At 50.0% G+C, this 20,030-nt stretch carries 19 protein-coding genes; 2 read left to right on the forward strand and 17 right to left on the reverse strand.

Annotated features, from left to right (window positions below; genetic code table 11):
* Positions 1 to 18: 18 nt before the first annotated feature.
* Complete coding sequence (gene arfB / locus DY231_RS18830) at positions 19 to 438, reverse strand: alternative ribosome rescue aminoacyl-tRNA hydrolase ArfB (RefSeq protein ID WP_115630717.1); 420 nt, start codon at positions 436 to 438, stop codon at positions 19 to 21.
* On the reverse strand, positions 438 to 980 hold the full coding sequence (locus DY231_RS18835) for a YaeQ family protein (RefSeq protein ID WP_115630719.1): 543 nt from the start codon (positions 978 to 980) through the stop codon (positions 438 to 440). The genes arfB and DY231_RS18835 overlap by 1 nt, the downstream gene beginning before the upstream one ends.
* A 204-nt stretch (positions 981 to 1,184) precedes the next feature.
* Here DY231_RS18835 and DY231_RS18840 point away from each other — a divergent pair, with 204 nt between their 5' ends.
* Together DY231_RS18840 and rof are read left to right on the forward strand one after the other, a co-directional pair.
* Positions 1,185 to 1,385, forward strand: coding sequence for a YaeP family protein (locus DY231_RS18840; protein WP_034460828.1), 201 nt, complete (start codon positions 1,185 to 1,187; stop codon positions 1,383 to 1,385).
* Positions 1,372 to 1,632, forward strand: coding sequence for a Rho-binding antiterminator (rof, locus tag DY231_RS18845; RefSeq protein WP_115630721.1), 261 nt, complete (start codon positions 1,372 to 1,374; stop codon positions 1,630 to 1,632). The genes DY231_RS18840 and rof overlap by 14 nt, the downstream gene beginning before the upstream one ends.
* Before the next feature lie 45 nt (positions 1,633 to 1,677).
* Here rof and DY231_RS18850 read toward each other — a convergent pair whose 3' ends face one another.
* The 15 genes from DY231_RS18850 to cdsA form a co-directional block, all read right to left on the reverse strand.
* Positions 1,678 to 1,989, reverse strand: coding sequence for a c-type cytochrome (locus DY231_RS18850; RefSeq protein ID WP_115630723.1), 312 nt, complete (start codon positions 1,987 to 1,989; stop codon positions 1,678 to 1,680).
* Positions 1,986 to 3,296, reverse strand: a complete 1,311-nt coding sequence (gene tilS, locus DY231_RS18855) for a tRNA lysidine(34) synthetase TilS (RefSeq protein ID WP_115630725.1) — start codon at positions 3,294 to 3,296, stop codon at positions 1,986 to 1,988. Before tilS ends, DY231_RS18850 begins: the two co-directional genes overlap by 4 nt.
* Positions 3,297 to 3,359: 63 nt before the next feature.
* Positions 3,360 to 3,749 carry a VOC family protein gene (locus DY231_RS18860; protein WP_115630727.1) on the reverse strand — a complete coding sequence of 130 codons (390 nt, stop codon included), beginning with the start codon at positions 3,747 to 3,749 and terminating at the stop codon, positions 3,360 to 3,362.
* 56 nt (positions 3,750 to 3,805) lie between these two features.
* Positions 3,806 to 5,947: a lysine decarboxylase LdcC gene (locus DY231_RS18865; RefSeq protein WP_115631895.1), complete on the reverse strand. Its 2,142-nt coding sequence runs from the start codon at positions 5,945 to 5,947 to the stop codon at positions 3,806 to 3,808.
* A gap of 155 nt (positions 5,948 to 6,102) precedes the next feature.
* Positions 6,103 to 7,062: an acetyl-CoA carboxylase carboxyl transferase subunit alpha gene (gene accA / locus DY231_RS18870; protein ID WP_034493510.1), complete on the reverse strand. Its 960-nt coding sequence runs from the start codon at positions 7,060 to 7,062 to the stop codon at positions 6,103 to 6,105.
* 12 nt (positions 7,063 to 7,074) lie between these two features.
* Positions 7,075 to 10,557: a DNA polymerase III subunit alpha gene (gene dnaE, locus DY231_RS18875; RefSeq protein ID WP_115630729.1), complete on the reverse strand. Its 3,483-nt coding sequence runs from the start codon at positions 10,555 to 10,557 to the stop codon at positions 7,075 to 7,077.
* Positions 10,558 to 10,595: 38 nt separating this feature from the next.
* Positions 10,596 to 11,192 (reverse strand): ribonuclease HII, encoded by a 597-nt coding sequence (rnhB, locus tag DY231_RS18880; RefSeq protein ID WP_115630731.1) that lies wholly within the window; start codon positions 11,190 to 11,192, stop codon positions 10,596 to 10,598.
* Positions 11,189 to 12,337: a lipid-A-disaccharide synthase gene (gene lpxB / locus DY231_RS18885; protein ID WP_115630733.1), complete on the reverse strand. Its 1,149-nt coding sequence runs from the start codon at positions 12,335 to 12,337 to the stop codon at positions 11,189 to 11,191. Before lpxB ends, rnhB begins: the two co-directional genes overlap by 4 nt.
* Positions 12,338 to 13,126, reverse strand: coding sequence for an acyl-ACP--UDP-N-acetylglucosamine O-acyltransferase (gene lpxA / locus DY231_RS18890; RefSeq protein WP_115630735.1), 789 nt, complete (start codon positions 13,124 to 13,126; stop codon positions 12,338 to 12,340).
* 3 nt (positions 13,127 to 13,129) lie between these two features.
* The gene (gene fabZ, locus DY231_RS18895; RefSeq protein ID WP_034460847.1) at positions 13,130 to 13,585 is read right to left on the reverse strand and encodes a 3-hydroxyacyl-ACP dehydratase FabZ; all 456 of its coding nucleotides are present in this window, start codon (positions 13,583 to 13,585) and stop codon (positions 13,130 to 13,132) included.
* Between the two features lie 116 nt (positions 13,586 to 13,701).
* Positions 13,702 to 14,727 (reverse strand): UDP-3-O-(3-hydroxymyristoyl)glucosamine N-acyltransferase, encoded by a 1,026-nt coding sequence (gene lpxD, locus DY231_RS18900; RefSeq protein ID WP_115630737.1) that lies wholly within the window; start codon positions 14,725 to 14,727, stop codon positions 13,702 to 13,704.
* 3 nt (positions 14,728 to 14,730) lie between these two features.
* Positions 14,731 to 15,231, reverse strand: a complete 501-nt coding sequence (skp, locus tag DY231_RS18905; protein WP_034493498.1) for a molecular chaperone Skp — start codon at positions 15,229 to 15,231, stop codon at positions 14,731 to 14,733.
* A gap of 119 nt (positions 15,232 to 15,350) precedes the next feature.
* A complete protein-coding gene (gene bamA, locus DY231_RS18910; protein ID WP_115630739.1) occupies positions 15,351 to 17,762 on the reverse strand; it encodes an outer membrane protein assembly factor BamA in 2,412 nt (803 codons plus the stop codon).
* Between the two features lie 32 nt (positions 17,763 to 17,794).
* Positions 17,795 to 19,147, reverse strand: a complete 1,353-nt coding sequence (gene rseP / locus DY231_RS18915) for a sigma E protease regulator RseP (RefSeq protein WP_115630741.1) — start codon at positions 19,145 to 19,147, stop codon at positions 17,795 to 17,797.
* Positions 19,148 to 19,158: 11 nt separating this feature from the next.
* The gene (gene cdsA, locus DY231_RS18920) at positions 19,159 to 20,016 is read right to left on the reverse strand and encodes a phosphatidate cytidylyltransferase (RefSeq protein WP_034493492.1); all 858 of its coding nucleotides are present in this window, start codon (positions 20,014 to 20,016) and stop codon (positions 19,159 to 19,161) included.
* Positions 20,017 to 20,030 lie beyond the last annotated feature (14 nt).

Genomic DNA, 20,030 nt, shown 5'->3' on the forward strand with positions numbered 1-20,030 from the left:
CAATTTCTTTGTCGATAATTATTCGGGACGACGAACTTTTCCACGAAGCGATTTCGTCGTGGATTTTTGGGATTTAGAGGCCAGGCGGCGCTCTTTTGACGCTCGTGTAGGGCGCGTCGCTCGTCGGCTTTTCTGCTCAACGGTTAATTCCTGAACCAACGAAACTAATCTCGCGACAGCAGCTTCACGATTCATTTCCTGGCTGCGATATTCCTGAGCCTTAATCACCACCACGCCATCAGGCGTAATCAGGTGATGACTCGCTGCCAGCAAGCGCTCTTTATAATACTCTGGCAGGCTGGAGGCACGAATGTCAAAACGTAAATGGATAGCCGTTGAGGTTTTATTCACATGCTGGCCGCCCGCTCCTTGCGCGCGGATTGCCGTAATAGTGACTTCATTGTCCGGTATTGCTACCGCCCGGGAGACTTCTATCATCAATGATGCTGCCAGGCCGTAAAGTGAATTTCGAGATTATTCTCAGCATCAGACAACCAGATAGCGCCATCCTGGATGGTGGCCTGCAAGTTCATCGAACGCGTACCGAACTCACACAATTTCGCCAGTTGTTCATCATCGAGATACCAGATTGAAAGGTTCTGATATTGTTTGAGTTTATTTTGATGCTGCTGCCACCAGATTTCAGCCGCACGGCTGTTATAGGTAAACAACGCGACTTCACCTGACTGGCTACAGGCTTTTTTCAGGCGTTTTTCATCTGGCAGACCAAGCTCAATCCACAGGTCGATACCCATGTGATCGTTACGCTGCCAGATTTCAGGCTCGTCTTCTGCACTTAAACCCCGGCTGAATTGCAGACGCTCGTTGGCATATTTAATCCACGCCAGTAAACGCAGCATCATACGTTCCTGAGTTTCCGAAGGATGGCGCGCAAGCGTCAGGTTGCTATCCAGGAATTGATTGCGATCGAGATCGGCAATATTCACCATCGCTTTATAAATTGTCGCTTTTAACGCCATCACACTTCTCCGAACTCAATTAGGCGATCATTGTAACGAAAACCTCGCTAAAACGCTGTTATCTATTCACTCAACCAGAGAGTTGCACTGCTGATATCGGTTTCATCCCTGTGGTATAGTCACCTTGCTAAACAGAGTTTATCTTCGTAGGCTTAACTGCATCCCACAGTTAAGTCTGAGGTCGGGACTCTGAAAGGAGGGCGTGTGGAAAAGTATTGTGAATTAGTACGGCGGCGCTATGCGGAAATAGCCAGCGGAGATTTGGGTTACATTCCCGATGCACTGGGTTGCGTCCTGAAGGTGCTGAACGAAGTGGCTTCCAACGAAGCACAACCAGAATCTATTAGGGAACAGGCGGCGTATGCTGCCGCGAACTTACTGGTGAGCGATTATGTCAATGAATGATGCCTATCAACCCATCAATTGTGATGATTATGACAATCTCGAGCTCGCCTGCCAGCATCACTTATTATTGACGCTGGAGTTAAAGAGCGGAGAAGTTTTCAAGGCGAAAGCCAGTGACCTGGTGTCTCGTAAAAACATCGAATATTTGATTCTCGATGATGCCGGAGCCACACGCGAAGTTCGCCTCGATAAAATAGCCAGCTTCAGCCATCCTGAAATTGGCACTGTCGTCGTTAGCGAGTCTTGATACGCAAAGTATCCGCATAAGTGGGCAGCCCTGGGCTGCCCTTTTTTATGGCTTCATTGAAGCGTAATAAGCGGCAAGATTGCTGATGTCTTCATCTGACAAACCGCTAACGTAGGCTTTCATGATTTCCGCCTGGCCCCCACTGCGCTCACCCTTTTTATAGGCGTGCAAAGAGTGCTCCAGATACGCCTCGTTTTGTCCCGCAAGATTCGGGTACATTGGCACTGAAACTTTTCCCGCTACACCGTGACATGCCACACACATCATGGCCTTTTGCTCACCCGCGGTGGCATCACCCTTAGCCAGTACAGGTTGGGCACACAATAAAACGCCCGCTAAAATAATAATCCTCTTCATTGCTTATTCTCCTTTTGCCAGTCGATACGCCAGCATGATTTTTCCGTTGCTTTTCCATCCTGAGTGACAAAAACACCCAAGGCGGTAATCAATTTATCGCCATAAAATAACAGCGGTGTTCTTTCTCGCGCCCAGGGTGGAATGCCTGATTCTTGCCAGATTTTTTTCAGACTTCGGCCACGATCACGTCCCACAATATGAAACTGACCGGATGCTTTAAAGCGCACACTTACCGGTTCGTTTTCAAGGGGTGCTCGCACTGCAATCCCATCAGCACCTAATTGCAGAATGCCTAAACCTTCTGGCAACGTTAATGGATTAAAAGGCACAGGCCACGGGAGAATTTCATCCCCTAAGCCCTGCATGACAGGTAGCCAGTATAATGCGCCCTGGTAACGACGAACTTCATACTTACCAAATTTCAGGCGCGGATTTGCATCTTCTCGGCTCGTTGCCACTTCATCCCACAAACGAAGCAATGCGCCCCGAGAGGGCATAAGCGCATTTTGCCGGGCAAACCAGCGGCGCAGTAGAGCTGCACGCCGAATGTCACTGAGCGCCTGCATAGGTTCAATGAGTAATGCTCCGTCAGCCCGAACCAGGTCATTGAGTTGCTCCGCCAATAGCTCATCGAGAAGTTGCTCTTGCTCACCACACAACTGCGCGCTGCGGGCAACGCTTTGCGGGAAATGAGGCCAGCGCTGTTGGATTTCAGGGAGGATTTGCAGGCGCAAGAAATTGCGATCGTAGCTGTCGTCCTGGTTACTTTCGTCTTCAATCCACGTTAACTGATGTTCTTGTGCCCACACTTCCAGCTCTTTGCGAGTTTGTCCCAACAAAGGCCGAATCAATTCCGTCTCACCAAAAGGCAAGCGCTCTGGCATGGCCGCTAAACCGGCTGGCCCACTGCCCCGTTTCAGGGCAAGCAAAAATGTTTCGCACTGATCGTCCAGATGCTGTGCAGTGAGCAATACTTCATGCGGGCTTATGGTGTCGGCCAGTGCCAGGTAACGCGCAGCCCGTGCATGAGCTTCAATACCTAATCCGTCATCAGCCAGCTTTACGCGTTTTACCTCAAGCGGCACGTTCCATTGCGTGCAAACGTTCTGACAATGCACTGCCCATTCATCGGCATTTTGGCTTAAACCGTGATGAATATGCATGGCGCGAATATGAAAATTCGCACCATGAGTATCGCGAAGCGTGACCAGTTGATGAAGCAAAACCGTGGAGTCCAGGCCACCACTAAACGCCACCAGCAAATGTGTGTGCGGTTGCAGTAATTTGATGAGAATAGGAAGTGGCATAGTCAGTAATTAAAATAAGGATTTGCCCGGAACGTTACCGGGCAACATGAAGTGAGGCAAGCGTTACTGTTGGTAAAGTTCCAACGGCAGCCCATCGGGGTCATTAAAGAAAGTAAAACGCTTATCCGTGAAAGGATCGATACGCACTGGCTCACATTTCACACCATGCTTTTCCAGATGCGCGATGGCACTGTCGATATCATCAACACTAAACGCCAGGTGGCGCAGCCCGCAAGCTTCCGGGCGACTTGGCCGCGCAGGCGGGAAAGGAAATGAGAACAGCTCAATGACGTATTGACCATTTAACGCCAAATCCCCTTTCCACGAGTCTCGTTCCTCACGGTAAGCTTCCGCTTGCAGCGTAAAACCGAGAACATCACAGTAAAAATGCTTACTGGTTGGGTAGTCCGACGCGATGATTGCGATATGGTGAACTTGCTTTAAACCCAGCATAAATGCTCCTTAATCTTTTCTGCACGGTAACTATCAGAATTCGCTAAATCAAGACGTTAAACCGTTTTTAAGACTCGTACACGGTAAACCCCATCCTCACCCAGCTTGGCTCCGTGAATGTCAGTTTCAAAGCCAGGGTAATGCTCACCCACCGAACACAGCATTAACAAGAAATCGAGTACTGCGCGGCTTTCATTGGTGATCATCTCACCCGGCATGACCACCGGCACGCCTGGTGGATACGGCAGAATCATGTTGGCTGACACTCGATTCAACAACTGTTCAATTTCAACGGTTTCAACATTACCTTTCACTTGCTGCTGATAGGCTTGATGCGGCGTCATTTTCATTTCCGGCAGCACATCAAAAGCACGCAACATTAGATCAGAAAGATTGTGCTGCTTGATCAGCTTGTGAATACCCTGAGCTAAATCCTGAATACGCATATTACGATAAAAATCAGGGTCTTCAGCGTATAAATCCGGCAGCATATTTTTCACTCGCAGGTTGAGATCGTAGGAGCGTTTAAACTCTGTCAAACCACGAAGTAAGCTCAATGCTTTGGTTTTATCGATACCAATACTAAACAGGAACAGCAGGTTATATGGTCCCGTTTTTTCGACAACGACACCACGCTCATCGAGGAATTTTGCTACCAGCGCCGCCGGTATCCCCTCTTCTGCCATGCTACCCAGCTCATCCATCCCTGGAGTCAGAATGGTGACTTTAATCGGGTCGAGATACATATGATCGGCGTCAGCATCTTTGAATCCATGCCAGTCTTCTTCGCCAGGAGAAATCGGCCAGCAGGCCGCTTCGTCGATATATTCCGGCTGCCAGATATCAAAAAACCAATCCTCAGATTCTTCACGCAAGCGTTGAACTTCCCGGCGGAAATGCAGCGCTCGCTCCACAGAGCGGTTTATCAAACGCTTTCCCGGATTTCCCCGAAGCATGGCGGCAGCTGTTTCGATAGATGCCACTAGCGGATAGCTAGGCGAAGTGGTGGTATGCATCATGTAGGCTTCGTTGAACGTCTCCTCGTCGTAATCCCCTTTGATATGGATTAGAGAGGCTTGCGACAGCGCCGCCAGAAGTTTGTGTGTGGACTGAGTTTCATAGATGACTTTACCCGGCACGCGATCGCCGCTCATGCCACTTTTCCCCTGATAAATAGGATGGAAGTTGGTATAGGGCACCCAGGCAGAATCGAAGTGAATCGAAGGCACATCGAGGGTTTGTTTGATGAACTCGGTGTTATAGAGCAAACCATCATAAGTCGAGTTAGTGATCACCGCATGCACCGGCCACTGCGCATTTTCAGTCGCGGCGACTTTAGCCTCGATACTCGCGCGCATAAATTCACGCTTCGGAATGCCGCCTAAAATCCCCAATGCGTTGCGCGTTGGCTTGAGCCAGATTGGAACCAGATCCGTCATCATTAACAAATGGGTCAGCGATTTATGGCAGTTACGATCGATAATGACTGTGCTACCGGAGGGAGCCGCGTACATGCCAACAATCTTGTTCGACGTGGATGTCCCGTTAGTCACCATGTAACTCTGTTCTGCACCGAACGTGCGGGCGATATATTCCTCAGCTTCCAGATGTGGGCCGGTATGATCAAGCAACGATCCTAGCTCAGTGACCGAAATAGAAACATCCGCTTTAAGCGTGTTCGCGCCAAAGAAGTCATAGAACAGGCAGCCTACCGGGCTTTTCAGGTAAGCAGTGCCCGCCATATGACCCGGCGTGCAGAAGGTATATTTCCCTTCGTTGACATAATTGAACAACGCTTTAGTCAGCGGCGGCGTGATGTTATCCAGATATTCATTGGTGTATTGACGGATGCGCAGGGCGATATCGTCGGCGGCACTCAGTGCGTATTCAAAGAACCACAGCGCCATGCGCATTTCGTTGACACTGACATCCAGGGAGGAATGCGCATTGATAAACGCATACAGCGGCAAATATTCATTCAGGGCGTTAATTTCGCTGCATAAATCCAGGCTGTACTCATCCCAGTCAAAAATGACGCCACAAATACGCGGATTATGTTCGATGAGTTTGAGCAGGTCGGTGCTGTTGGTAGGATAAATGAGCCGGAAACCTTGTACTTCCAACGCCTGATGAAGCTCTTTGATTGGCTCATCTTTATAGAAAACGCCATGCGCTCCCATGATTGCAATAATATTCAACACTCACCTCCTGGCAAAAAACCTTCAGGTAAGCATAGTTTATTGAAATGGGGTGGAGAACAAGCACGGAGGTGTAAGGTTTCTTAAAGTGCGCTATTCAGGCAATAAAAAAGGCCAGAATCTCTTCTGACCTTTCTTCGTAATGCATCACGCTATCACGCGTAGCCGTAACTCATCAGACGATGATAACGACGAGCCAGCAACTCTTCGGTATTCAACACGTCCAGATCAGCCAAATCAGCCAGCAGTTGCGCTTTCAGAGAAGCAGCCATTGCTTCCACGTTACGGTGTGCACCGCCCAGTGGTTCAGGGATCACGGAATCAATCAGCTTCAGCTCTTTCAGGCGTGGTGCAATGATACCCATCGCTTCTGCAGCGATTGGTGCCTTATCAGCACTTTTCCACAGAATCGAAGCACAGCCTTCCGGAGAGATAACGGAATAAGTGCTGTATTGCAGCATATTCACTTTATCGCCCACACCAATTGCCAGTGCGCCGCCAGAGCCACCTTCGCCAATGACGGTACAGATGACTGGCACTTTCAGACCAGACATTTCACGCAAGTTGCGCGCGATGGCTTCTGACTGACCGCGTTCTTCCGCGCCCACACCAGGATAAGCACCTGGGGTATCGATGAAGGTAATGATTGGCATATTGAAACGCTCAGCCATTTCCATCAGACGCAGTGCTTTACGATAGCCTTCTGGTGCTGGCATACCGAAGTTACGGCGAATCTTCTCTTTGGTTTCACGACCTTTCTGATGGCCAATAACCATCACCGGACGACCATCGAGACGCGCAATCCCACCAACAATAGCTTTATCGTCAGCATACGCACGGTCACCCGCAAGTTCATCGAACTCATCAAAAGCGAGACGCAGGTAATCAAGCGTATACGGGCGCTGCGGGTGACGCGCCAGTTGAGCAATTTGCCATGCTCCTAAATCGGAGAAGATCTTACGTGTGAGTTCTACGCTTTTTTCACGCAGACGCTGCACTTCTTCGTCCAGATTAATATCTAACTTTTCGTCCTGACGGCTAACTGCAGTCAGGGAATCAATTTTCGCTTCCAGCTCTGCAATCGGCTGTTCAAAATCGAGGAAATTCAGACTCATAATATTCCTGTATTAGTCAAACTCCAGTTCCACCTGCTCCGGGCCTATCAGCGAGCGAAGCTCATTGAGCAAACGATCGCTAGGAGATACACGCCACGCTGCGCCAAAACGCAAACGTGCTCGTGCATCCGCTCTCTGATAGTAGAGATGTACTGGAATGGTCCCCGAACGATGGGGTTCCAGAGACTGACGGAGACGGTTCAAAAGCTGGTCATCAATTTGCCTGTCCGTCAGCGAGATAGCAAGCCCACGCGCATACTTTTCGCGGGCCTCGTCTATGTCCATAACTTCGCGAGCGGTCATTTTAAGGCCACCGCTGAAGTCATCAAAGCTGACCTGTCCGCTGACGATCAGGATACGGTCTTTTTCCAACAGATGCTGGTACTTTTCTAACGCATCTGTGAATAGCATCACTTCCAGGCGACCAGAACGGTCATCCAGAGTGCAGATGCCAATGCGATTGCCACGTTTGGTAACCATCACCCGCGAAGCAATCACCAGACCCGCAGCCGTGGTCATTTTACCACGTTCTGTCGGGTGCATCTCTTTCAGGCGCATGCCACCGACATAGCGCTCGATTTCTTTTAGATACTGAGTGATTGGGTGGCCGGTCAGGTATAAACCTAACGTTTCACGCTCACCATCCAGCACCACTTGTTCAGGCCACGGAGTCACGCTGGCGTAGGATTGTTCAACCTGTTCCGGCTCATCAGCCAGCACACCGAACATATCCACCTGGCCGATAGCTTCGGCTTTCGCGTGCTGATCGGCAGCTTTCAGCGCATCGGGCAGCGCATTCATCAATGCTGCCCGATGCGGCCCAAGGCGGTCAAACGCCCCGGACATCACTAATTTTTCAAGGATGCGTTTATTGAGTTTTTTAACGTCAGCACGCGCACAGAGGTCGAACAATTCGCGGAAATAACCGCCTTCGTTACGCGCCTCAATTATCGCTTCAATCGGGCCTTCACCAACACCTTTAATCGCACCAATGCCGTAAACAATTTCCCCATCGTCATTGACGTGGAAATGATAAAGCCCGGAGTTAATATCCGGTGGCAAGATTTTCAGGCCCATGCGCCAGCATTCATCCACCAGGCCGACGATTTTCTCAGTGTTATCCATATCCGCAGTCATCACCGCGGCCATGAATTCTGCCGGGTAGTGCGCTTTTAACCATAGTGTCTGGTAAGAAACCAGCGCATACGCAGCGGAGTGAGATTTGTTAAATCCGTAACCGGCAAATTTTTCTACCAGGTCGAAGATTTTAATCGCCAGCTCACCGTCAATGCCACGAGACTTCGCGCCATCTTCAAAACCGCCACGCTGCTTCGCCATCTCGACCGGGTTCTTTTTACCCATCGCACGACGCAACATGTCCGCACCGCCCAGCGAGTATCCCGCCAGCACCTGCGCAATCTGCATAACCTGTTCTTGATACAGGATAATGCCGTAGGTCGGTTCCAGCACCGGTTTCAGGCTTTCATGCTGCCATTGAATATCCGGATAGGAGATAGCTTCGCGCCCGTGCTTACGGTCGATAAAGTTATCAACCATGCCGGATTGCAGCGGTCCAGGGCGGAACAGCGCCACCAATGCAATCATATCTTCGAAGCAGTCGGGTTGCAGGCGCTTGATCAAATCTTTCATGCCGCGGGATTCGAGCTGGAACACCGCAGTGGTTTCCGAGCGTTGCAGCATGTCGAAGCTTTTCTTGTCCTCGAGCGGGATAGCGGCGATATCTATCGGCTCTAAACCCTGCTTCGCCCGACGCGGGTTGATCATCTTCAGCGCCCAGTCGATGATGGTGAGCGTACGCAGGCCAAGGAAGTCAAACTTCACCAGCCCCGCATATTCCACATCGTTTTTATCAAACTGGGTGACCGGGTTTTGCCCCTGATCATCACAATAAAGCGGCGCAAAATCGGTAATTTTTGTTGGGGCGATAACCACACCACCGGCATGCTTACCGGCGTTGCGCGTGACACCTTCGAGCTTACGCGCCATATCAATAAGCGCTTTTACTTCTTCGTCAGCTTCGTAAATTTCAGGAAGCTGCGGCTCGGCTTCAAACGCTTTTGCCAGGGTCATGCCCGGATCGGGCGGGATAAGCTTAGAAATACGATCGACGAAGCCGTACGGGTGCCCCAGTACGCGGCCTACATCGCGGATAACCGCTTTTGCCGCCATCGTACCAAAGGTAATAATCTGAGATACCGCTTCGCGCCCGTACATTTCTGCCACGTGATCGATAACCCGATCTCGTTTTTCCATACAGAAATCGATATCGAAGTCCGGCATCGAAACACGTTCCGGGTTAAGGAAACGTTCGAAAAGTAGATCAAACTCCAGAGGATCAAGGTCGGTGATCTTCAGGGCGTAAGCCACCAAAGAACCAGCACCAGAACCACGGCCAGGGCCAACAGGCACGCCGTTGTCTTTCGACCACTGGATAAATTCCATCACGATCAGGAAGTAGCCAGGGAAGCCCATCTGGTTGATAACTTTAAGCTCAATATCCAGACGCTCATCGTAAGGCACTCTTTTTTCCGCACGCTCTGCAGGATCTTTGAACAAGAACTCCAGACGATCTTCCAGTCCTTCCTTAGATTTCATGACCAGGAAGTCTTCAGTAGACATTTCACCCGTCGGGAATTGCGGCAGGAAGTACTCGCCCAGACGCACCGTGACGTTACAACGCTTGGCGATTTCTACACTGTTTTCCAGCGCTTCCGGAATATCGGAGAAAAGCTCGCACATCTCCTCTTCGGTACGCAGATACTGCTGCGAAGAGTAATTGCGGGGGCGTTTAGGGTCATCCAGCGTAAACCCATCGTGGATAGCCACGCGGATTTCATGGGCGTCAAAGTCTGTGGACTCAATGAATCTTACGTCGTTGGTTGCAACAACCGGTAAGCCGCGTTCATCCGCGAGAGCAACGGCCGCGTGCAAATAAGTTTCTTCATCAGGACGACCGGTACGAATCAGTTCCAGATAGAAGCGATCGGCAAAATACTGCTGATAGAATTCCAGACACAAATCAAGCTGTGCCGTATTCCCACGCAACAAGTTTTTGCCAATATCCCCCATGCGCCCGCCAGAAAGCAGGATCAGCCCTTCGTTTAACTCGGCAAGCCAGGTGCGATCGATAACCGGCCCCGCGGCACCATAACCGCGTTGATAGGCTTTCGAGATGAGCAAAGTCAGATTTTGATAACCGACATTATTAACAGCGAGCACGGTTAAATGGCTGAGTTCATCACCCAGCAATTCGTTTGCCACGTTAAAGTCAGCACCAATAATGGGCTTGAGGCCTACGCCATGCGCAGCACCATAGAACTTCACCAGCCCGCAAAGGTTGGTGAAATCGGTGATAGCAATAGCTGGCATCCCCATTTCCGCGGCTTTCTTTACCAGCGGAGCGGTTTTCGCCAGGCCATCAACCATGGAATAGTCACTGTGCACCCTAAGGTGTACGAAACGTGGTTCAGCCATTTCTCATTCCGTTTAGATGTATATCGTACGTCCGCAAATCAGGACGCCAGTCCGAGAGCGCGTTTGACCGGAGCAAAACTACGGCGATGGTGCTCAGTCGCACCATGCTCTGCCAGCTTTTCCAGATGGAAAGCGGTAGGGTAGCCCTTATGTTGGGCAAAACCATATTGCGGGAAGGAGAGATCAAGCTCTGCCATTTCACGATCGCGCGTCACTTTGGCAATTATTGATGCCGCGCTAATTTCTGCAACCCGGCTATCGCCTTTTACCACAGCCAGCGAAGGCATAGGTAATGCAGGACAGCGGTTGCCATCAATCAATACATACTCAGGAACCACATGAAGGCCCGCAACGGCACGCTGCATCGCTAACATAGTGGCATGAAGAATGTTTAATTGGTCAATCTCTTCCGGCTCCGCACGGCCAAGACTCCAGGACAGTGCTTTTTCGATGATTTCTTCGTAAAGCGCGTTGCGGCGTTTTTCAGAGAGCTTCTTTGAGTCCGCAAGACCGATAATAGGTTTTGTAGGATCAAGAATCACAGCAGCAGTGACCACCGCGCCAACCAGAGGGCCGCGCCCAACTTCATCAACACCAGCCACCAGGTGCGTGTGAGGATAAATAAATTCAATCATTGGGCAAGCTCCAACACAGCATCCGCCGCTTGTTCATCAGCATTACAACGAATCTGCTGATGCAGGTCGCGGAATGTATTGTGCATTTGATGGCTCTGCGCACCGTCTTCAAGCAGCGGCTCCAGAGCCTTCGCCAACGCGTTTGGCTCACACTCTTCTTGCAACAATTCTTTGACCAACTCACGGCCTGCCAACAAGTTAGGCAGTGACACGTAATCAGTTTTTACCAGGCGCTTCGCCAGCCAGAAGGTAAACGGCTTCATGCGATAGCCCACGACCATTGGGCATTTTGCCAACATGCACTCAAGTGCGGCAGTGCCAGAAGCCAGCAATGCAGCATCACTCGCAACCATCGCTTCGCGCCCTTGCCCATTGAGCAGGTGCATCGTCAGATCGGGAGCCACTTCTGCTTTAATACGCTCAAACTGTTCACGCCGTTTGGCATTGACCAGCGGCACCACAATCTCAAGCCCCGGAAAACGCTCGCGTAGCAATAGCGCTGTTTTAAGGAAATCGCCACTCAGCATTTCAACTTCTGCGCCACGGCTACCAGGCAACAATGCCAGGCATTTAGCATCAGGCGAAATACCGAGTGTCATGCGTGCAGCATTTTTATCGGGATCAAGCGGCATGGCATCAGCCATGGTATGACCGATAAAGCGGCACGGGACATTAAATCTATCGTAAAACGCTTTTTCGAAAGGCAGAAATGCGAGCACCAGATCCGTTGCTCTGCCAATTTTGAAAACGCGTTTTTGGCGCCATGCCCAGACTGAAGGGCTGACGTAATGAATAGTGCGAATACCCTGTTTTTTGAGATTACCTTCCAGGGTGATATTGAAATCAGGGGCATCAATACCGACAAAAACGTCTGGCTGCAATGCAGTGAAGCGGCGGGTGAGATCCGCACGAATGTGGAGTAAACGACGCAGACGACCGAGCACTTCAACAATGCCCATCACTGCCAGTTCTTCCATTTCGTACCAGGCTTCGCAACCTTCAGCCTGCATCAAAGGCCCAGCCACACCCACGAAGCGAGCATCAGGAATGCGGGCTTTGAGAGCACGAATCAGACCTGCACCAAGAATATCGCCGGAGGTTTCTCCGGCGACCAGGGCAATCGTAAGCGGGCGACCTGATTTCATCTAGCGAATCAAACCACGCGTTGAACGAGCGAAGAATTCAACAAATGCTTTCACTTCCGGATGTTGCTCGGCAATTTGAGCAATCTCAGGTTTGGCTTCTTCGAAGGTTTTACCGCTGCGGTAGAGAATCTTATACGCATTACGCACTGCGTGGATGGCTTCTCTACTGAAACCACGGCGCTTCAGACCTTCGATGTTCACGCCAAACGGCGTTGCGTGGTTGCCCTGCGCAATAACATATGGCGGGACATCTTGCGCCACACCGGAACAACCGCCCACCATAACGTGTGCACCAATAATGCAGAACTGGTGTACCGCAGTCATGCCCCCGATGATGGCAAAATCATCAACAGAAACGTGACCAGCAAGCGTAGCGTTATTTGCGAGGATACAGCGATTACCTACTGTGCAGTCGTGCGCCACATGCGCATTAACCATCAGCAAGTTGTCACTACCCACCTTCGTCAAACCACCGCCCTGCTCTGTTCCGCGATGGATGGTAACGCTTTCGCGAATGCGGTTGCGATCGCCAATTTCCACACGGGTCGGTTCACCAGCATATTTAAGATCCTGGTTAACTTCACCAATGGACGCGAACTGGTAAATCTCGTTGTCACGGCCAATAGTCGTGTGACCATTTACCACAACATGAGACTTCAGAACGGTACCTTCACCGATCTCAACATGCGGACCAACAATACAAAACGGGCCAATATGGACGTTAGCACCAATGACGGCACCGTCTTCCACAATGGCAGATGGATGAATAAAGGCGGATTTATCAATCACGTATTAGCTCTCCCGGCTGCGGGCACACATCATAGTTGCTTCGCAGACAATTTTACCGTCAACGGTCGCCACGCCTTTGAAGCGCGTCAGACCACGGCGGGTTTTCTCGAAAGTCACTTCCATAATCATCTGGTCGCCTGGCACGACTGGACGTTTGAAACGAGCTTCATCAATACCAGCAAAGTAGTAAAGCTCACCAGGTTCCAGTTTGCCCACGCTTTTAAACGCAAGAATACCAGTGGCTTGCGCCATCGCTTCAAGAATCAGCACACCTGGGAAAATCGGTTTACCAGGGAAGTGGCCCTGGAAAAACGGCTCATTTACTGTGACATTTTTTACTGCACGTAAAAAACGCCCTTCTTCAAAATCCAGCACGCGATCAACCAGTAAGAACGGGTAACGGTGCGGCAGAAGTTCTAAAATCTCTTCGATGTGCAGAGTATGAGTGTCGGTAGTCAAGATACTCTTCCTGTCTAAATGTACCAAATGACAATAATAACACGGCCTGCGACTATCTCGGGATAGCTAGCAGGCCGCAAATCAGTAAGCACTAACGCGTCTTGGGCGGGTGACTTTTAGTCTTGTTGATTGATTTTTTTCTCGACGGATTTCAAGCGTTTGCTGATCTCGTCGATATTCATCACCAACGCGGCTGTTTTACGCCACACTTTGTTCGGCTGTAACGGAATACCTGAAGAGTAAACCCCCGGCTCTGTGATTGGGCGCATGACCATGCCCATTCCCGTCACGGTGACTTTATCGCAGATTTCCATGTGACCATTGATAACACTGGCACCACCAATCATACAGTAGCGACCAATTTTCAGGCTACCAGCCATAATCACACCACCAGCAACGGCAGTATTGTCGCCAATCACAACGTTATGTGCAATCTGGCATTGATTATCAATGATAACACCATTACCGATAATCGTGTCGTCTAGCGCACCACGGTCGATAGTGGTACAGGCACCGATTTCAACACGATCGCCAATGATCACGCGGCCAAGCTGGGGGATCTTCACCCAATTACCGCGATCGTTGGCATAACCAAATCCGTCAGAACCAATGACGGTGCCGGATTGAACCAGGCACTGTTCACCCATCTGGATTTCGTGGTAAATCGACACATTCGCCCACAAGCGAGTGCCAGAACCAATTTTGGTGTTTTTACCAACGAAGCAGCCTGCACCAATGACGACGTTATCACCCAGCACGACACCAGATTCAATAACCGCATTGGCACCAATAGCCACGTTAGTACCCAACGTCGCAGTCGCATCAACTACCGCACTTGGTGCGATGTTTTGAGCGGGTTGCGGCGTGGAATCAAGAATTTGCGCCATGCGAGCGTAAGTCAGGTAGGGATTCTTCACTACCAATGCTGCGCTATGTGCGAAAGGGAGATCGGCTTCAGTCATTACGACGGCAGAAGCCTGGCAAACAGCCAATTGCTCACGGTAACGAGGGTTAACCATAAACGTAATTTGGCCAGCCTGGGCCGTTTGCATAGATGCAACGCCGGTGATGACGAGTTCGCCATCACCGTGCAATTCTGCATCCAACTGCTGGGCTAAATCAGCCAGTCGAATTGAAGACATTACTTATTTAACCTGTTTCAGAACATCTGAAGTGATGTCTTTAACACTGCTGCCAGCATAAGCAACGGTGTTAGCATCCAGAACTACATCGTAGCCTTTGTCGTCAGCAACTTTCTTCACAGCACTCTGAATACGAGTAACCAGTTTGGCACGTTCTTCGTTAGAACGACGACCACGGTCTTGTTCGAATGCCTGAGCTTTGGTCTGGAACTGTTGACGCTGAGCCATCAGGTCTTTTTCCATTTTGCTACGGTCAGCAGCTTTCATGGTAGAACCATCACGTTGCAGCTTTTGCATTTTGGACTGCAGATCGCCTTCCATATTCTGCAATTCGCTCGCGCGGCCTTTAAACTCATTTTCCAGAGTTTTGGACACACCGGTGCTCTGCGCAACCTGTTGGAACAGATTACCCATGTTTACTACAGCAATGCTGTCAGCTGCTTGAACGCTGGCTGATGCAGCCATAGCGAGGCCAAGACCTGCGGCAAATAACCACTTTTTCACAATAAACTCCTTACCATCCCGTATGTGTCCTGAGACACTCTTTTTTACGTGCGCCAGTTCTGCATATTGCGAACTGGCGTCAACGTTTACTGCTTTATGCAGTCCTTTGCACAGAACAATTACCAGGTTTTACCAATGTTAAACTGGAACTGTTCCGCTTTGTCGCCTTCGTATTTCTTGAACGGTTGAGCATAAGAGAACACCAACGGCCCCAGAGGCGACATCCATTGCAATGCGATACCTGCGGACATACGAATGTTGCTTGGGTCACTGTAATCAGGTACCCCTGCATTTTGCATAGCCGTATTGTTATCCCAATTTGTATCCCAGACGGTACCCATGTCCATGAACACGGAAGTACGAACAGAGTTCGCGTATTTCTCGCTCAGGAACGGCGTTGGCGTGATAAGTTCGAAACTTGCCACTGCCATTGCGTTACCACCGACTGCATCATCAGATGAGCAATAGCCGCCAGACTGGTCACAGTTGTCATTTCCTGGCCCACCAATATAGACCGCTTTCGGGCCGATGTTGTTGGACTGGAAGCCACGCACGGTACTCGAACCACCGGCGTAGAAGTTTTCATAGAACGGCATCTCTTTGCCGCCCAGGCCATCACCGTAGCCGACGCGAGTACGACCTAACATTACCCAGGTATGATCTTCATCAATTGGGAAGTAGCTCGCCGTATCCAGCGTAACCTTATAGAACTCGTTATCAGAGCCAGGAACGGTCACTTTACCGTTCAGGTTGACGCGGGAGCCTTCAGTTGGGAAGTAACCACGGTCAAGCTTGTTGTACGTCCAGCCATAGTTCAGCGTGAAGTCATCTGCGGCAAAACCGTTATCATCAGAGCTTGTACTGGCCGTTTGACCAACAGAATCCAGATAACGCCACATCGCAACCTGCGGCTGCATATTGGACAGGTCGTTATGAACGTAACCTAAGCCCAGACGCAGTGTGTTGTTTTCGTTAACCGGGAAGCCAAGCGTTCCATCCACACCGTAACTTGTGTTGGTGTAGTCAGAAAGGTCCGCATCGTCTGCTTTAAAGTCGTTGTAGAAGATACGGCCGCCGAGGCTCACCCCATCAACTGTAAAGTACGGGTCGGTTAACGACAATTCAGCATATGTCTGATAATCGTTTTTCGTCCCGTTGATGCCAACAGAGTAACCCGTACCTAACCAGTTATCCTGCTGAACACCGACCTGGAAGCTGATACCACTTTCTGTACCGTAACCGATACCAAAGTTGAAGCTACCGGTGTTTCGTTCTTTCACTTTGTAGACAACATCAACCTGGTCAGGGCTACCTGGCACACGCTGTGTATCAACATCTACCGTTTCGAAGTAGCCAAGACGGTTCAGACGATCTTTGCCTGAATCGACAAGGTCGCTACCCAGCCAGGTGCCTTCCATCTGACGCATTTCGCGACGCAGAACGGCATCTTTACTGGTATCGTTACCTTCAAAGCGAATTTTACGCACGTAGTAACGGTTACCGGAATCAACGTTAACATGCAGTTTTACAGTCTTATCTGCATCATTGATTTCAGGCTGCGTTTGTACACGCGGATAGGCGTAACCATAACGACCCAACAATTTCTTGATGTCGTCTTCCATTTTGGTCACTTTGGTGCCGTTATAAAGCTCGCCGGGTTTTAGTTTAGTCAGCGTTTCAATTTCCGCTGAATGCCCAGCCAAATTACCATTCACCGTTACACCAGCAATCTTGTACTGATCGCCTTCTGTGAGGTTGATAGTAACGTAAATATTTTTCTTATCAGGCGTCAGACTGACCTGAGTAGAATCAATATTAAAGCGAGCATAACCGCGATCCAGATAGTAACTGCGCAGGGTTTCTAAATCGCCCGCCAGTTTTTGCTTCTGGTATTTACGATCGCCCACCACGTTCCACCAAGGTACTTCATCGCGCAACTGGAAGTGCGAGATCAGTTCATCGGTCGTAAACGCATGGTTGCCCACGATGTTGATTTGCTGAATTTTGGCTGAAACGCCTTCCTGGAATACCAGTTTCAGGTCAACACGGTTACGCGGCAATGGCGTAACAACGGCTTTAACGCTGGCACTGTACTTACCAACGCTGTAGTAGAAATCTTCCAGGCCTTTTTCAATATCGGCAAGGGTTGTGCGGTCCAGAGATTCACCGACACGCACACCAGAAGCCTCAAGGTTCTGTTTCAGCATGTCGTCCTTCACGGACTTGTTACCAGAGAAGGTAATACTCGCGATTGTCGGGCGTTCTTTCACCTGAACAACTAACGTTTCGCCATCACGAAGTACCCGGACATCTTCGAAGTTCCCGGTAGCAAACAGTGAACGAATAGTATTACTGATATCCTCGTCAGAGACGGTATCGCCTACGCGAACCGGCATGCTGAGGAGGGCCGCACCGACGGCGACTCGCTGCAGGCCTTCGAAATGAATATCCTTCACTACGAACCCGTCTGCACCGTATACGGTGGCGCTGCTAAACAGCAGCGACGCTATGAGCAACTTTTTCATCGCCATCGTTGTTATGCGTTCTTCCTAACCTATTCTCTCTAAAACCGAGAGAAATCATTGAAAAGTGCAAGCCCCATCAACAGCACCAGCAATATAGAGCCAATGCGGTAACTAAAGTCTTGAACTCGCTCGGAAACCGGCCCACCTTTCAGTTTTTCAATCGCCAAAAAGAGCAGATGCCCCCCGTCGAGGACGGGTAACGGAAACAGGTTGATAATCCCCAGATTGACGCTAATCAGCGCCAGGAACATCAGATAGTAAATCAACCCAGATTCCGCCGACATACCTGCACCTTGAGCTATGGAGATTGGCCCACTGAGGTTATTTAGCTTGATGTCACCGGTTATTAATTTCCCCAACATGTTGACCGTAAGCTTCATGAGTTGCCAGGTTTTATCCGTGGCTTCTGCAACTGCGGCAAACGGCCCATACTGGCGTACTGTTTTATACTCATCAGGCAGCGGGATAACTTTTGGAACCACACCCGCAAACCCTTCAGGCTTCGCATTACCCGGTTTTGTATCCGGTATCAGCGTTAAAGACAAGAGCGCCCCTTGTCTTTCTATTTCTAGCTCCAGTGCGTGACCTGGATTGTCACGCACCTGACTAACAAATTCTGTCCACTGCGTAAGAGCCGCACCGTTGACTTTAACGATCCTGTCCCCGGCTTGCAAACCTGCTTTATTCGCAGCGGAATTTGGCTGCACTTCTTGTAAAACCGTTTCAATTTGCGGACGGCGTGGCCCGATGCCAAGTGAAGTAACCGGATCCTGCTTTTCTGGCTCAAACTGCCAGTGGCGCAAATCCAGAGTTTTTTCACTGCGCAAATTCGAACCCAGCGGGGCCATTGACACCTTGACATTGTCATCGCCAATCTTCGCCATCAACGCGAGCTGAACTGATTCCCAATCAGGCGTTTCGATACCATCTATCGCTTTAAGTTCCATGCCTGGTGCAATTTGTGCTTCTGCCGCTATCGAGTTGGGCGTAATTTCACCAACAACCGGACGGACACCAGGGACACCAATGATAAACACAAGCCAATAGGCAAACACAGCGAAGATAAAGTTAGCAATCGGACCAGCAGCAATAATTGCGGCTCGTTGAGAAACGGTTTTGTTATTGAAGGCCTGGTGACGCAATTCCGGGGCAACTGCCTCGACGCGTTCATCAAGCATTTTGACATAACCGCCCAGAGGGATTAGAGCGATGACAAATTCTGTACCATGGCGGTCAGAACGACGCCAGAGCGCTTTACCAAAACCAATGGAAAAGCGCTCTACTTTAACGCCACAGCGGCGAGCAACCCAAAAATGGCCGAACTCATGCACGGTAATTAGTACACCCAGTGCAACGATAAATGCAGCCAAATTCCAGAGTAAGCTCAGCATATAACCTTCCGTTAAATCGTCCTGAATACCAGCAATAACAGACAGGCAAATACCGGTACTGCTGCTGTAAGGCTATCTATGCGGTCAAGGATACCACCATGACCGGGGATCAAGTGACCGCTATCTTTAATCCCTGCTTCACGCTTAAACATGCTTTCGGTTAAATCACCCAGCACTGATGCCAGAGCGGCAATGACCGAACAAGTCAACAGGATAACTGGCGCCACATCCAGATTTGCCCACATGCCAAACAGCAGTGAGATTATCGCAGAAGTGAACAAACCGCCAAAGAAGCCCTGCCAGGTTTTACCCGGTGAGACTTTTGGGGCGAGTTTATGTTTGCCAAACATTTTGCCAAACATATATGCACCGGAGTCAGCACCCCAGACCAAAACCATCACATACAACAGCCAGATTGAGCCTGTGTAATGGTTAATATCATAGTGCCAGTTACGCAGTACAATCATGCCCCAGAAAAACGGCACAATCGTTAAAACGCCGAATATCAGACGTAGCGTTTTAGAGTTACGCCAGATTGATGCTGAGCCAGGATAGAAAAGCACCAACAGCAATGCAGCAAACCACCAGGCTAAAGACGCCCAGAGTGATGCTTCAATGAGCGGGATATGGACCGTGCGCTGATATTCGGGTAATGCAAATAGCATCAGAGCCAATAACAACCCACACAAAACAGCAAGCCACACGCGCTGAGAGCGAGCTTTAAAACCTGCTAGTTGTCCCCATTCCCAGGCTGCGAGCATACAAACCACGAGGGTTGTAATGGCAAATCCTACAGGTGGAAGCCAGAATAACGCGGCTATGACCACCGGGATTAAAATAAACGCAGAAAGCAGGCGATACTTCAGCAAAAGTGACCCCCAAC

Source organism: Buttiauxella agrestis (genome assembly GCF_900446255.1).
Lineage (GTDB): Bacteria > Pseudomonadota > Gammaproteobacteria > Enterobacterales > Enterobacteriaceae > Buttiauxella > Buttiauxella agrestis.

Excerpts from the sequence above, each read along its gene's own strand:
- arfB (WP_115630717.1), bottom strand. The coding sequence starts at position 438 with ATGATAGAAGTCTCCCGGGCGGTAGCAATACCGGACAATGAAGTCACT.
- DY231_RS18835 (WP_115630719.1), bottom strand. The coding sequence starts at position 980 with ATGGCGTTAAAAGCGACAATTTATAAAGCGATGGTGAATATTGCCGAT.
- rof (WP_115630721.1), top strand. The coding sequence starts at position 1,372 with ATGTCAATGAATGATGCCTATCAACCCATCAATTGTGATGATTATGAC.
- DY231_RS18850 (WP_115630723.1), bottom strand. The coding sequence starts at position 1,989 with ATGAAGAGGATTATTATTTTAGCGGGCGTTTTATTGTGTGCCCAACCT.
- tilS (WP_115630725.1), bottom strand. The coding sequence starts at position 3,296 with ATGCCACTTCCTATTCTCATCAAATTACTGCAACCGCACACACATTTG.
- DY231_RS18860 (WP_115630727.1), bottom strand. The coding sequence starts at position 3,749 with ATGCTGGGTTTAAAGCAAGTTCACCATATCGCAATCATCGCGTCGGAC.
- accA (WP_034493510.1), bottom strand. The coding sequence starts at position 7,062 with ATGAGTCTGAATTTCCTCGATTTTGAACAGCCGATTGCAGAGCTGGAA.
- dnaE (WP_115630729.1), bottom strand. The coding sequence starts at position 10,557 with ATGGCTGAACCACGTTTCGTACACCTTAGGGTGCACAGTGACTATTCC.
- rnhB (WP_115630731.1), bottom strand. The coding sequence starts at position 11,192 with ATGATTGAATTTATTTATCCTCACACGCACCTGGTGGCTGGTGTTGAT.
- lpxB (WP_115630733.1), bottom strand. The coding sequence starts at position 12,337 with ATGAAATCAGGTCGCCCGCTTACGATTGCCCTGGTCGCCGGAGAAACC.
- lpxD (WP_115630737.1), bottom strand. The coding sequence starts at position 14,727 with ATGTCTTCAATTCGACTGGCTGATTTAGCCCAGCAGTTGGATGCAGAA.
- bamA (WP_115630739.1), bottom strand. The coding sequence starts at position 17,762 with ATGGCGATGAAAAAGTTGCTCATAGCGTCGCTGCTGTTTAGCAGCGCC.
- rseP (WP_115630741.1), bottom strand. The coding sequence starts at position 19,147 with ATGCTGAGCTTACTCTGGAATTTGGCTGCATTTATCGTTGCACTGGGT.